The 12316-nt window shown below is 60.2% G+C and carries 13 protein-coding genes; 8 read left to right on the top strand and 5 right to left on the bottom strand.

Annotated elements, in window-relative coordinates:
* The first annotated feature begins 35 nt into the window (after nt 1-35).
* The 7 genes from AC1DV6_RS03795 to AC1DV6_RS03765 all read left to right on the top strand — a co-directional run bounded on the left by AC1DV6_RS03795 (nt 36) and on the right by AC1DV6_RS03765 (nt 7047).
* Entirely contained in the window at nt 36-1160 is a 1125-nt protein-coding gene (locus AC1DV6_RS03795) for a serine hydrolase domain-containing protein (protein WP_477975275.1), read from the top strand.
* Between the two features lie 5 nt (nt 1161-1165).
* Entirely contained in the window at nt 1166-2458 is a 1293-nt protein-coding gene (locus AC1DV6_RS03790; protein ID WP_477975273.1) for a replication-associated recombination protein A, read from the top strand.
* Nucleotides 2459-2622: 164 nt separating this feature from the next.
* The gene (locus tag AC1DV6_RS03785; RefSeq protein WP_477975271.1) at nt 2623-3552 is read left to right on the top strand and encodes a branched-chain amino acid ABC transporter permease; all 930 of its coding nucleotides are present in this window, start codon (nt 2623-2625) and stop codon (nt 3550-3552) included.
* 10 nt (nt 3553-3562) lie between these two features.
* Nucleotides 3563-4651, top strand: coding sequence for a branched-chain amino acid ABC transporter permease (locus tag AC1DV6_RS03780; protein ID WP_477975269.1), 1089 nt, complete (start codon nt 3563-3565; stop codon nt 4649-4651).
* A complete protein-coding gene (locus tag AC1DV6_RS03775; RefSeq protein WP_477975268.1) occupies nt 4648-5424 on the top strand; it encodes an ABC transporter ATP-binding protein in 777 nt (258 codons plus the stop codon). The genes AC1DV6_RS03780 and AC1DV6_RS03775 overlap by 4 nt, the downstream gene beginning before the upstream one ends.
* Nucleotides 5425-5434: 10 nt before the next feature.
* Nucleotides 5435-6151 carry an ABC transporter ATP-binding protein gene (locus tag AC1DV6_RS03770; protein ID WP_477975266.1) on the top strand — a complete coding sequence of 239 codons (717 nt, stop codon included), beginning with the start codon at nt 5435-5437 and terminating at the stop codon, nt 6149-6151.
* Nucleotides 6152-6180: 29 nt separating this feature from the next.
* Nucleotides 6181-7047 (top strand): DMT family transporter, encoded by an 867-nt coding sequence (locus AC1DV6_RS03765; RefSeq protein ID WP_477975264.1) that lies wholly within the window; start codon nt 6181-6183, stop codon nt 7045-7047.
* Between the two features lie 14 nt (nt 7048-7061).
* Here the strand turns inward: AC1DV6_RS03765 and AC1DV6_RS03760 are convergent, their stop codons facing one another.
* The 3 genes from AC1DV6_RS03760 to AC1DV6_RS03750 are packed head-to-tail and all read right to left on the bottom strand — an operon-like array spanning nt 7062 to nt 9050.
* A complete protein-coding gene (locus AC1DV6_RS03760; RefSeq protein WP_477975262.1) occupies nt 7062-7478 on the bottom strand; it encodes a response regulator in 417 nt (138 codons plus the stop codon).
* Complete coding sequence (locus AC1DV6_RS03755) at nt 7475-7978, bottom strand: GAF domain-containing protein (RefSeq protein ID WP_477975260.1); 504 nt, start codon at nt 7976-7978, stop codon at nt 7475-7477. Before AC1DV6_RS03755 ends, AC1DV6_RS03760 begins: the two co-directional genes overlap by 4 nt.
* A gap of 25 nt (nt 7979-8003) precedes the next feature.
* A complete protein-coding gene (locus AC1DV6_RS03750) occupies nt 8004-9050 on the bottom strand; it encodes a CDP-6-deoxy-delta-3,4-glucoseen reductase (RefSeq protein ID WP_477975258.1) in 1047 nt (348 codons plus the stop codon).
* Nucleotides 9051-9092: 42 nt separating this feature from the next.
* Between AC1DV6_RS03750 and AC1DV6_RS03745 the strand changes: the two genes are divergently transcribed.
* Nucleotides 9093-10004, top strand: coding sequence for an NAD-dependent epimerase/dehydratase family protein (locus AC1DV6_RS03745; protein WP_477975256.1), 912 nt, complete (start codon nt 9093-9095; stop codon nt 10002-10004).
* On the opposite strand, the gene AC1DV6_RS03740 is transcribed toward AC1DV6_RS03745, so the two are convergent.
* Together AC1DV6_RS03740 and AC1DV6_RS03735 are read right to left on the bottom strand one after the other, a co-directional pair.
* Entirely contained in the window at nt 10001-11551 is a 1551-nt protein-coding gene (locus tag AC1DV6_RS03740) for a DUF3369 domain-containing protein (RefSeq protein ID WP_477975254.1), read from the bottom strand. The two genes, AC1DV6_RS03745 and AC1DV6_RS03740, sit on opposite strands and share 4 nt — an antisense overlap.
* A gap of 64 nt (nt 11552-11615) precedes the next feature.
* Nucleotides 11616-12314, bottom strand: coding sequence for a phosphatase PAP2 family protein (locus tag AC1DV6_RS03735; protein WP_477975252.1), 699 nt, complete (start codon nt 12312-12314; stop codon nt 11616-11618).
* Nucleotides 12315-12316: the final 2 nt, after the last annotated feature.

Below are 12316 nucleotides of genomic sequence, written 5' to 3'. Positions count from 1 at the left end.
AAGCGAAAGGGCGACCGCGTACATAGACTGAGGCGATGTTCATTTCCAAAGTTCTCAGCATGATTCAGACCTCACGCCTTCTGCCGATATTCGGGCTGGCCGCCCTGTGCTCCATAGCGCAAGCCCAAGACTGGACTGAGGCCAACCCCTCGGTTCAGGAAGCCACACGTAACGCGCTGGCGCCTGCAGAGAAGCTGGTTCGTGACGGCAAGTTCGAAGCCATTACCAGCGTGCTTGTTGCAAAGGACGGGCAACTGGTGTTTGAGGCCTACTTCGATGCTGGCGGGCGTGACGCACTGCGTAACACCCGCTCCGCCACCAAGACGGTTGTTGGCATGTTGCTGGGTCAGGCGATTGCCGACGGATTCATCGCCAACGCACAGGCGCCCGTGCTGCCTTTTCTTTCAACGCAGCGCCATTACGGACAGGCTGATTCGCGCAAGAAAGCCATTACGTTTGAAGACCTGGTCACGATGAGTGGTCCGCTGGAGTGCGACGACTGGAGCCAGTGGAGCCGTGGCAATGAGGAGCGCATGTACCTGGTAGAAGATTGGGTGGACTTTTATTGGTCGTTGCCCCGGCGCGGATTTCCGGAGTGGAACCCCAAGCCAGCGGACTCGCCCTATGGCCGCGCGTTCAGCTACTGCACGGCCGGTGTTACGACGGTGGGCGTAGCACTGGCAAATGCGGTCAAGCAGCCGCTGGACCAGTACGCCCAGCGCCGCCTATTTGCGCCGCTGGGCATTACCCATGCGCAATGGCAACAAATGCCTTTGGGCCCTATGCAAGCCGGCGGCGGTCTCAGTTTGCGCAGCCGTGACTTGCTGAAGCTCGGCCAGCTGTATCTGGACGGTGGGCGCTGGCAAGGCAAGCAGGTCATTTCCGAGAGCTGGGTGCGCCAGTCGCTGAAGCCCAGCGCACGCATGGAAGACGGCACCGACTATGGCTATTTGTGGTGGTTGCACCAGTTGCAAGTGGGAGAGCGCAAGTTCGCAACCTATGCAATGAATGGCGCCGGCGGCAATACGGTGCAGATCGTTCCGGACCTCAATGCCGTCGTGGTCATCACTACGACCAATTACCAGGTACGCAACGCGCCACGGCTAACCATGCAGTTGCTGACGGGGCAGGTATTGCCCGCACTGGCTGGGCCACAATAGGGGGCATGCCCCCCGTTTCCCGCAACCACCAACCCCTGGCCGAACGCCTGCGCCCCAAGACGCTGGGTGAGGTGATTGGCCAGCAGCATCTGCTGGGCGACGGCATGGCACTGAGGCTGGCCTTTGAGTCGGGCAAGCCGCACAGTTGCATCCTGTGGGGCCCGCCGGGTACCGGCAAGACGACGATTGCCCGGTTGATGGCGGATGCGTTTGACGCGCAGTTCATCACCATCAGCGCGGTGCTGGGGGGAGTGAAGGACATTCGCGAAGCGGTGGAGCAGGCGACGCTTGCACGCGACGGGCTGGAGCAGCGCCGCACCATCGTGTTTGTCGATGAGGTGCACCGCTTCAACAAAAGCCAGCAGGACGCCTTTCTGCCGCATGTGGAAAGCGGACTGTTCACCTTCATTGGGGCTACGACCGAGAACCCGTCGTTTGAAGTGAATTCGGCCTTGTTGTCGCGCGCTGCAGTCTATGTGCTGCAACCGCTTACCCCTGAGGATTTGAAGCAAATAGTGGCTGCGGCGCGCGCAGAGGGTGCGCTGCCAGCTATAGAAACTATAGCGGTTGATCGGCTGATTGCCTATGCGGATGGAGACGCGCGTCGCCTGCTGAACACGCTGGAAACGCTGTCTGTCGCCGCGGTGCAGGAAAAGCTGACCGAGATTACCGATGTCTGGTTGCTTAAAGTGCTGGGCGAGCGCATGCGCCGCTACGACAAGGGCGGCGAGCAGTTTTACGACACGATCTCGGCGCTGCACAAAAGCGTGCGGGGCAGCGATCCCGATGCGTCGCTGTACTGGTTTGTCCGCATGCTCGATGGCGGGGCCGACCCGCGCTACATGGCGCGGCGGTTCGTGCGTATGGCCAGTGAGGATATTGGTCTGGCCGACCCGCGGGCGCTGCGCGTTGCGCTGGATGCTGCCGACGTTTATGAGCGCTTGGGTAGCCCAGAGGGCGAGCTGGCGTTGGCCGAATGCGTGGTGTATCTGGCCATCGCGCCCAAATCGAATGCGGTTTACAAAGCTTTCAACGAAGCAAAAGCCTTTGTGAAGAAGGATGGCACCCGTCCGGTGCCCATGCACCTGCGCAATGCACCGACCAAGCTGATGAAGCAACTGGATTACGGCAAGGGCTACCGCTATGCCCATGACGAAGAGGGCGGTTTTGCGGCGGGTGAGACCTATCTGCCCGAGGGCATGGCGCCGCCGGACTTCTACCGGCCGGTCGAGCGGGGCCTGGAGATCAAGATTGCGGAAAAAATGCGTACATTGCGGGCGCTGAACGACCCCAAATAGTTGGTAACCCCGTGGTTACAATCCACGCAACATGCAACCGCAGAACCTGCGGTGGCGGGATTCTTGCTAGGACACGGTACAGCCCATGAGGCCACGTTGCGCGTCCACCCGAAAGCTGGCACCCCGTGCTGGCAGATGCGCCGGCCAAAAATCGGAGACGTTTTATGGATATTTTGGTACAGCAGATCATCAATGGTCTGGTGCTGGGCAGCATGTATGCGCTGATCGCACTGGGTTACACCATGGTGTACGGGATCATTAACCTGATCAACTTCGCCCACGGCGAGGTCATGATGGTGGGGGCACTCACCAGTTGGACCATCATCGGATTGATGCAGGAGTCCATGCCCGGCACACCCGGCTTCATTATTCTGATCATTGCCTTGCTGATCGCCTGCGTGGTCGCGGCCACGCTGAACTTTGTGATTGAGAAAGTCGCCTACCGGCCGCTGCGCAACAGCCCCAAGCTGGCGCCGCTGATCACAGCCATCGGCATGTCCATCCTGCTGCAGACGCTGGCAATGATCATCTGGAAGCCCAACTACAAGTCCTACCCCACGCTCTTGCCCAACACGCCCATTGACGTGGCGGGTGCCGTAATCACGCCCACGCAGGTGATGATTCTGTGCGTGACCGCCATATCGCTGGCCATCCTGATGTGGCTGGTCAACTACACCAAACTGGGCCGCGCGATGCGTGCCACCGCCGAGAACCCGCGCGTTGCGGGCCTGATGGGCGTGAAGCCTGACATGGTGATTTCAGCGACCTTCATCATTGGCGCCGTGCTGGCCGCCATTGCTGGCGTGATGTACGCCTCCAACTACGGCACTGCGCAGCATGCGATGGGCTTCTTGCCGGGCCTGAAGGCTTTTACTGCGGCCGTGTTTGGCGGTATTGGCAATCTGGCGGGTGCGGTTGTGGGCGCGATTTTGCTGGGCCTGATCGAGTCCATTGGTGCAGGTTACATCGGCGCGCTGACTGGCGGCGTGCTGGGCAGCCACTACTCGGACATCTTTGCGTTCATCGTGCTGATCATTGTGTTGACCTTGCGGCCATCGGGCTTGCTGGGTGAGCGCGTGGCGGATCGGGCGTAAGGGGATTCACATGACTCAACAACAAAAGAAGCTCGTCGTCTTTCTGATGGCTGCCGTCGGCCTGCTGGTTTTGCCGGTAGTGCTGCAGGTCTTTGGCAACGCCTGGGTGCGCATTGCCGACATGGCTTTGCTATTCGTGCTGCTGTCGCTGGGGCTGAACATCGTCGTCGGTTATGCCGGTCTGCTCGATCTGGGCTACGTCGCGTTCTTTGCGATCGGCGCCTACATGTTTGGCCTGATGGCATCGCCGCAATTGACGGAAGCCTTCCCGGCGATTGCCGCCATGTTCCCCAATGGCTTGCACACTCCGCTGTGGGTGGTGATTCCAGCGGCGGCGGGCATTGCGGGGGTATTCGGCATCTTGCTGGGCGCGCCGACGCTGCGTTTGCGCGGCGACTATCTGGCCATCGTGACGCTGGGCTTTGGTGAAATCATCCGGGTGTTCCTGAACAACCTGGACCACCCGTTCAACATCACCAACGGCCCCAAGGGCATCAACCAGATTGACTCGCTGCATTTCTTTGGCTTCGATCTGGGCAAGAAGTTGGTGATCGGTGGCATTGAGTTCGCCAGCGTCTCTCTGTATTACTACCTGTTCCTGACGTTGGTGGTTGTCAGCGTGGTCATCTGCCACCGGCTGGAATTGTCCCGTGTGGGCCGCGCCTGGATGGCGATTCGCGAAGACGAAATCGCGGCCAAGGCCATGGGTATCAATACCCGCAACATGAAACTGCTGGCCTTCGGAATGGGCGCGACGTTCGGTGGTGTGTCGGGCGCGATGTTCGCGGCGTTCCAGGGCTTCATCTCGCCCGAGTCGTTCAGCCTGATGGAGTCGGTGATGATTGTGGCGATGGTGGTGCTGGGCGGTGTTGGGCACTTGCCGGGTGTGATCCTGGGGGCGGTGTTGTTGTCGGCGCTGCCTGAAGTGCTGCGTTATGTGGCGGGTCCGCTGCAGGCCATGACCGGGGGGCGGCTGGATTCGTCCATTCTGCGGCAGTTGCTGATTGCGCTGGCGATGATCAGCGTGATGTTGCTGAGGCCACGCGGTCTGTGGCCGTCGCCGGAGCACGGCAAGTCGCTGCAAGGAGGCAAAGCATGAGCAGCGAAGATATCGTCCTCAAAGTAAGCGGCGTATCCAAACGCTTTGGTGGCCTGCAAGCGCTCAGCGATGTGGGTATAGAGATCCGGCGCGGCCAGGTCTATGGCCTGATTGGCCCCAACGGTGCAGGCAAGACCACCTTTTTCAATGTGCTGACGGGTCTGTACACGCCCGACAGTGGCAGCTTCGAGCTGGCGGGCAAGCCTTACAAGCCCACGGCAGTTCACGAGGTTGCCAAAGCGGGCATTGCACGCACCTTCCAGAACATCCGTTTGTTTGCCGAGATGACGGCCCTCGAAAACGTGATGGTTGGACGGCATATCCGCACGCATTCCGGTTTGATTGGTGCGATTTTCCGTACGCCCAGTTTCAAGGCGGAAGAGCTTGCGATCGCCAAGCGTGCACAGGAACTGCTGGATTACGTGGGCATTGGCAAGCTCGCCGATTACAAGGCCCGCACGTTGAGCTACGGCGATCAGCGCCGGCTCGAGATTGCGCGTGCGCTGGCGACCGATCCGCAACTGATTGCGCTGGACGAACCGGCAGCTGGCATGAACGCCACCGAAAAGGTGATGTTGCGCGAGCTGATTGACCGCATTCGGAAAGACAACCGCACCATTTTGCTGATCGAGCACGATGTGAAGCTGGTGATGGGCTTGTGCGACCGCGTGACGGTGTTGGACTACGGCAAGCAGATTGCGCAAGGCACGCCTGCCGATGTGCAAAAGAATGAAAAAGTCATCGAGGCCTATCTGGGCACGAGCGGGCACTGAGGGTACGAGCATGACAACAACATTGCTGAAAGTTAGCGGGCTCAAGGTGTCCTATGGCGGCATCCAGGCCGTGAAGGGCGTGGATTTTGAGGTGCGCGAAGGCGAACTGGTCTCGCTGATCGGCTCCAACGGTGCTGGCAAAACCACGACGATGAAAGCCATCACCGGCACCTTGCCTTTGGCAGGTGGTGATATCGAATACCTTGGCAAGAGCATCAAGGGCCAGGGGCCATGGGATCTGGTCAAGCAGGGCTTGGCAATGGTGCCGGAAGGCCGCGGTGTGTTCACCCGCATGACCATCATCGAGAACCTGCAGATGGGCGCCTACATCCGCAACGACAAGGCTGACATTGCGGCGGACATGGAAAAGATGTTCACGATCTTCCCGCGCCTGAAAGAGCGCAAGGACCAGTTGGCGGGGACGATGTCGGGTGGCGAACAGCAAATGCTGGCGATGGGCCGTGCGCTGATGAGCCGCCCCAAAGTGTTGCTGCTGGACGAGCCATCCATGGGCCTGTCGCCCATCATGGTGGACAAGATATTTGAAGTGGTGCGCGACGTCTATGCACAAGGCGTGACGGTGCTGCTGGTCGAGCAAAACGCCAGCCGTGCGCTCGCCATTGCGGACCGTGGCTATGTGATGGAGTCGGGCATCGTTACGATGTCGGGCGATGCCAAACAGATGCTGAACGACCCGAAGGTGCGCGCCGCGTACCTGGGCGAGTAAGCGGGCGATCGAGCGGGCGAATACACAGTTTGCTGAATCGCTATGTACTGACGCTGCTGTTTGTCACGCTGGTCTGGGGGGCTACCTTCCCGGTGATGAAGCTGGCCACCGCGACCTTAAGCGGCGTCGAAATCTCTGCATTGCGTTTTATTGTGGCGGCCATTTGTATGGCGCCATTTGCCATGCGTGCAAGCAAGGCCGCCTGGCGTGACGGCCTGGTGCTGGGCGCTGTTGCGCTGGTGTCCTATGTGACCCAGGCCTGGGGTTTGCAATACATTTCGAGCAACCGCAGCGCCTTCATCACTACGCTGAACGTGCTGATGGTGCCGCTCCTGGGCTTGCTGCTATTTCGCAGCCGACCGACCTTGGTGATGCTGGCTGCGGCGCTATTGGCTTGCGCCGGGATCGGCCTGATGTCCTGGGACGGTGGCGCCCATTTATGGGCGGATCTGGCGACGGTGGTCTGTGCGCTGGCTTATGCGCTGTATGTGATTCTGCTGTCGCAGCGTACCGCACGCCACTCGGCGCGCGAGTTTGCGGCTACCCAAATTGTCTGGATGGCAATCCTGGGTAACCTGTGGATGCTGTTGGGCCAATGGGGTACAGGGCAATTGCAGACCCTTGCAGACCGTGCGCTGAGCAGTTCCATGGTTTTGAGCCTGCTGTACCTGGGCATCATCGCAACCGCAGGCATGCTGTTCCTGCAGGCCCTGGCACAACGCCATGTGACGGCCGACAAAGCGGCGGTGATTTATGCAATGGAGCCAGTGTTCGCAGCCTTGATTGGCTGGCTCTGGCTGTCGGAAACCTTGAGCATCAGTGCCGCGATCGGCGGAGCGATGGTAGTCGGCGCAGTACTGCTCAGCGAATCCAGGGCAGCGTCCAAGCCATCTTAGATCAGAATGGCGCGCTAAAGGGGCGCCGAGCCTGCCACCGGCGCCAGACCCAACAGTGCTTCTATGGTGGTGATCAGATCACGCACCTTGAAAGGCTTGAGCAGAATGCGCCGCACGTGCAGCGTTTTCAGTTCTGCGGCCAGTGTGGCATCCATCTGTGGCGCAACGACGGCGACTGGCAATGCCGGGTTGCCGCGAAAGCCACCCACGCGCAGATGGCGCAACATTTCAATCGCCATGCCATCGTCATCAAGCGCCACGATCAGGCCATCGTATTCGTGGGCCTCCAGCTGGGTCTGGGCATGGCGTACGTTTCCGACCTGGCGGATCGAGGGCAATTTGAGTTGCCGGGCGGTGGAGATGACGATGCCACCCACCATGGAGCTGGGCTCGACCAACAAAATTTCCATACCGGACAGTCCGCGACTCATTCCTGGTCCTCTTGCTCGCGGCGGACCAGTTCTTCGACGACAAGGTCGCGCAATGACTGCAATATCGCCAAGCCCACCGCGTCCATGTTGCCCGGCTTTTCGTCGACCAGGCACAGCGTACCCACGTTTTCACCTGTGGGTAGCGTCAGCGGCATGCCGGCATAAAAGCGCACATGGGCGTCCCCTGTCACATTGGGGTTGCCGCTGAAGCGCGCGTCCAGCGTGGCATCGGGCACCACCAAAGGCGTGTCCTGCAGGATGGTGTGACTGCAAAAGGCAGTGGCACGCGGCGTTTCGGCGTCGTCCATGCCAACCTTCGCCTTGAACCATTGGCGGTCGGCGTCCAGCATGGAGACTAGGGCCATCTTGGTCTCGAACTCTTCGGCCGCGAAGGCGACGATGCGATCGAATCGTTCTTCGGGAGGCGTGTCAAGGATCAGCAGTTTGCGCAGCGCCTGCAGGCGCTGGACTTCGTTATCGGGTTTCGGTGCTTCAATCATGCCTTCCCCTTACTGTTTCGCTGCGCTAGTGCTTATCCGCTTCTGACGTGAACGCATCAGCGTAGAACTCGTCTGGCGGAAGGCCTGCTTTGGCAGTGAAATCTGCACGTGCAGAATCGACCACAATAGGCGCACCACAAGCATAGACCTGATGACCGGATAAGTCGATATGGTCTTCCAGCACCGCGCGATGCACGAAGCCGGTACGGCCCGTCCAGTGGTCTTCAGGCAAGGCGTCCGACACCACGGGTACATAGCGCAGCGTCGGCATCACTGCCATTTGCTCACGCACCCAGGCGTCCATGTACAAATCGTGCGGTCGGCGACCACCCCAGTACAGCGTTACCGGTCGCGTGCTTTCCAGCAATTGCATGTGTTCCAGCAGGGCCTTGATGGGTGCAAAGCCAGTACCCGAAGCCAGCAGGATGATGGGCTCCAGCGAAGCTTCGCGCAGGAAGAAGCTGCCGTAAGGCCCTTCGATGCGCAGGATTTCTTTTTCCTTCATCGCGCCAAACACATGGTCGGTGAATTTCCCCCCGGGCATGTGGCGGATGTGCAGCTCAATGCCCGACCCTTTGTGCGGGGCGTTGGCCATTGAGTAACTGCGGCGTGCGCCGTCGCGCAGGATAAATTCGACGTACTGCCCGGCGCGCCATGAGAAGTTGTCGTTCGCCGGTAACTGCAATTGCAACGCCACCACATCGGGCGACTTCTTCTCTATCGTCGTCACGCGCGTGGGCAACTTCTTGATTGGCAACGCACCCATCTCGGTGACCTGGCGCGATTCCAGTACCACGTCGCTGTGCGGTATGGCGCAGCAGGTCAGCACCCAGCCTGCGGCTTCTTCGTCGGGGCTAAGGGCCTTGGTCTGGTGGGTGCCATGTGTCACCTGGCCTTCGAGCTTGCGGCATTTGCAGGAGCCACAGGCACCATCCTTGCAGCCGTAGGGCAGGCCAATACCCTGGCGAATGCCTGCGGCCAGGATGGCCTCACCCGCGTCGACCGTGAAGTTGCGCCCGCTGGGCTGTACGGTCACGTTGAAAGGTGCGGTGTTGGCGACGGCAGACGTCATCTTTTGGGTATCCTCAAGGGTCAAAAACTGCAGACCTCGATTTTGCCCTCAAACCAAAGCCCCCTCGGCGCCTTGCCCGCGCGATTTCGCCGTGAGCGCCTGCTGATCGTGGGCTGCGGGGATGTGGGCATGCGCGTGGCGAAAGTGCTGCCGCGTGGAGTTCGCATGCTGGCGCTGACCTCCAGCCCGCAGCGTAGGGCAGAACTTCGGCAGCAGGGCATGGTGCCCTTGTTGGGCAACCTGGACGATGCCAAGTCGCTGAAGCGCCTGGCGGGTCTGGGCACGCGCGTCCTGTACTTGGCGCCGCCGCCTGGCGTGGGCCAAGCCGATCCACGTATCTGTGCATTACTGCAAGCATTGCGCGGCCGCAACTTGCCTACCGCATTGGTCTACGGCTCGACCAGTGGTGTCTACGGCGATTGTGCTGGCGAGTGGGTGACGGAGACGCGTGCCGTACGACCTGCGACCCAACGGGCGCTGCGCCGCGTGGACGCGGAGCGCACGGTGCGCTGGTGGGGCAGGTCAAGCGGGGTTCGCAGCAGCATGCTGCGCATTCCAGGCATTTATGCCACGGACCGTGTGGGCGGTGACCCGCGTGAGCGTGTGCGCAAAGGCACGCCGGTTTTGCAGGCGTCTGAGGATGTGTACACCAACCATATCCATGCCGATGATCTGGCCCGAGTCTGCATCGCTGCGCTGTGGCGCGGTGTGCAACAGCGGATCTACCACGCCAGCGACGATACGCAAATGAAAATGGGTGACTACCTGGATGCGGTTGCAGCTATCGCAGGCCTGTCCAAGCCGCTCCGCATCACGCGGGCACAAGCGGAAAAGGAACTCTCGCCCATGACGCTGTCTTTCTGGAGCGAGTCGCGACGCCTGGACAACCAAAGGCTTAAATCGGAACTGCGCGTGCGCTTGCGTTACCCCACGGTGCTGACCGGTTTGGCTTAGTGGCCGCCGGTGCCAGGTGCATCGGGGTATTGCGCGCGCAGTGTCTGGAAGGTTTCCAGATTCGCCATCAGCAGATCGACCAGCGCAGGGTCAAAGTGTTTGCCGCGCTCCTGCAAGATCAATTCGGCCACCGATGTATCGCTCCAGGCTTCCTTGTAGCTGCGCCGTGAGCCCAGTGCGTCAAATACATCAATCAACGCCGTGATGCGCCCGGAAATCGGGATTGCGTCGCCGGCCAGGCGATTGGGGTAGCCAGTCCCGTCCCAGCGTTCGTGGTGTGAAATGGCGATCTCAGCGCCCAGTTTCATCAACGGGCGTGACGATCGCTGCAAAATATCCAGTCCGAACTGGGCATGCTTTTGCATGGTCTCCCACTCCGTCGCATCCAACTTGCCCGGTTTGTGCAGGATGGCATCGGGAATCGCGACCTTTCCAATGTCATGCAGCGGCGAAGCGTGCTTGATCAGCGTGACGTCTTCTTCCGGCAGGCCATACAGCCGCGCAAGCACTTCGCTGCACAGCGCGACCCGTTTGACATGGGCGCCCGTTTCCTTGCTGCGGGCCTCGACCGCATCGGCCAGGATATAGACCAGCTCCTTCTGGGTTTCTTGCAGGTCTTCCTGCAGATTCATGTTCTCAAAGGTAATCGCCACACTTTGGGTGTACACCTCCAGCAATTGGCGGTCCATTTTGTCCAGCGAACTGGTGTGGCTCAGGTACAGCAAATTGCCGCCGCCCTCTGCGGATGGGGAGTAAATGACATACGCATCATCGAAATGCTGGGAACTGCCTGCCTCCATCACCGCATGGAAGCGCTTGGCCACTTCAGGTGGCAGGTCGTCCAAACTCTGCCCGGTCCGGTACTGGACAAACTCTCCCGTGGCAGCCAGCGTGCGCGACTCACGTTTGCCGTGTTTTTCCTTGGGTAAAACAATGCAATACAGCGCAGACTGGTTCAGATGCAACAGGGAGGTGAGTTGGCTCAGTACGGCGGACGCAAACACGGTGAGGGAGTTGGCGTTCTGCACATGTGCGGTGGCCTGCATGACCCGGCTGAGGCCGTCGCGTTGCTGCTCGATCACGCACAGATCCCGATACGCGCGCAGCTTGCTGTACAACAGCGTGCGCAGCTTTTGCAGCGTCAGCTCGGTCTTTTCCTTGTAATCGTCGATGTCGTAGTCACGGATGACTTTATCTTCCGGCGCCTGGCCTGGCTGGCCGGTGCGCAGCACAAGCCGTGTGCGGTGGTTGTCCAGTTGGTTGCGCACCGCATGCACCAGGTCCAGGCCGGCGTGTTCGGATTCCATGACGACGTCGACAATTGCCAGTGCGATGTCATTCCGGCTGGCAAAAATCTCCAGCCCCTGCTTGCCCGATGTGGCGCTTATCAGTTCTAAAGCTCTGCCCTGAAATTTGAAGCCACGCAACGCCAGTTTGGTGACGGTGTGCACCTCGGCATCATCATCCACCAGCAAAACACACCAAGGTGCGGAGGCGGGGCCTGCAGGCTTTTCTTCTACGTCGGGTGTCTCATCTGCAAACAGCATGGGGTTCCTTTGTTGAAAGGCGCCAAACCATTGTGCCGCAAAGTGCCTGCTTGGGTGCGCGTTTTCAAGCGCCGCTGTCGCCGGGTCTCAACCACAACATGGTCTTCCATACCGCCCAGCTGCAGGCCAACGTAATGGGCCCGGCCCACAACACGTCACTGAGCCAATGGGCGCTGTCGGCCATTCGCGAGAAACCGATGACCAGCCCGCTGGCAATTCCGATGGCCGTCCACCGCAACGCTCGGCGGCGGTGGACCAGAGCAAGTCCGGCCAGGAAAAAACCGCAAGCGACATGGCCGCTGACGAAAGAGCAGTTGTTGTCACATTGGTCGGTCATCACTGCCGCACGGGTGAACTGCTGCGTGCCACCAAAATGCACTACCTGATAGGGCCTCGCGCGTTGCCAGTTGTCCTTGAAACCGAGATTCACCAATACGCCTGGCCCAAGCGTGCCCGCGATGACGACAAAAGCCAGCGCGAAGCGCCAGGCTCGGTATTTTGGGAGCAACCACGTCAGCCCCAAAGCCAGCAGGCACACGATCAATACAGCACGAAACACCGCGGGAATCCAGGCGTTGATCCATTCAACCCAAGGCCATTCCACGGCACGCAGCATTACATCGGAGCCGGAGAAAATGGCCGCGGCCTGCAGGTCCAGCGACGTCCACAACGTAGGCAACAAAGCCAGAAGAATCAGGCAACCCAAGGTCCAGAAAAAGGGACGTGGCGTGGCATCGGGGGACAAGTTTGGAAGCGTTTTCATTG

This window comes from Rhodoferax sp. P2_H8_2 (assembly GCF_056403235.1).
This window is presented reverse-complemented; position numbering and strand designations above follow the sequence as displayed.

Coding starts and splice junctions, on each gene's coding strand:
- AC1DV6_RS03735 (WP_477975252.1), bottom strand. CDS start 12,314: ATGAAAACGCTTCCAAACTTGTCCCCCGATGCCACGCCACGTCCCTTT.
- AC1DV6_RS03760 (WP_477975262.1), bottom strand. CDS start 7,478: ATGAGTCGCGGACTGTCCGGTATGGAAATTTTGTTGGTCGAGCCCAGC.
- AC1DV6_RS03755 (WP_477975260.1), bottom strand. CDS start 7,978: ATGATTGAAGCACCGAAACCCGATAACGAAGTCCAGCGCCTGCAGGCG.
- AC1DV6_RS03785 (WP_477975271.1), top strand. CDS start 2,623: ATGGATATTTTGGTACAGCAGATCATCAATGGTCTGGTGCTGGGCAGC.
- AC1DV6_RS03770 (WP_477975266.1), top strand. CDS start 5,435: ATGACAACAACATTGCTGAAAGTTAGCGGGCTCAAGGTGTCCTATGGC.
- AC1DV6_RS03750 (WP_477975258.1), bottom strand. CDS start 9,050: ATGACGTCTGCCGTCGCCAACACCGCACCTTTCAACGTGACCGTACAG.
- AC1DV6_RS03775 (WP_477975268.1), top strand. CDS start 4,648: ATGAGCAGCGAAGATATCGTCCTCAAAGTAAGCGGCGTATCCAAACGC.
- AC1DV6_RS03795 (WP_477975275.1), top strand. CDS start 36: ATGTTCATTTCCAAAGTTCTCAGCATGATTCAGACCTCACGCCTTCTG.
- AC1DV6_RS03780 (WP_477975269.1), top strand. CDS start 3,563: ATGACTCAACAACAAAAGAAGCTCGTCGTCTTTCTGATGGCTGCCGTC.
- AC1DV6_RS03740 (WP_477975254.1), bottom strand. CDS start 11,551: ATGCTGTTTGCAGATGAGACACCCGACGTAGAAGAAAAGCCTGCAGGC.
- AC1DV6_RS03790 (WP_477975273.1), top strand. CDS start 1,166: ATGCCCCCCGTTTCCCGCAACCACCAACCCCTGGCCGAACGCCTGCGC.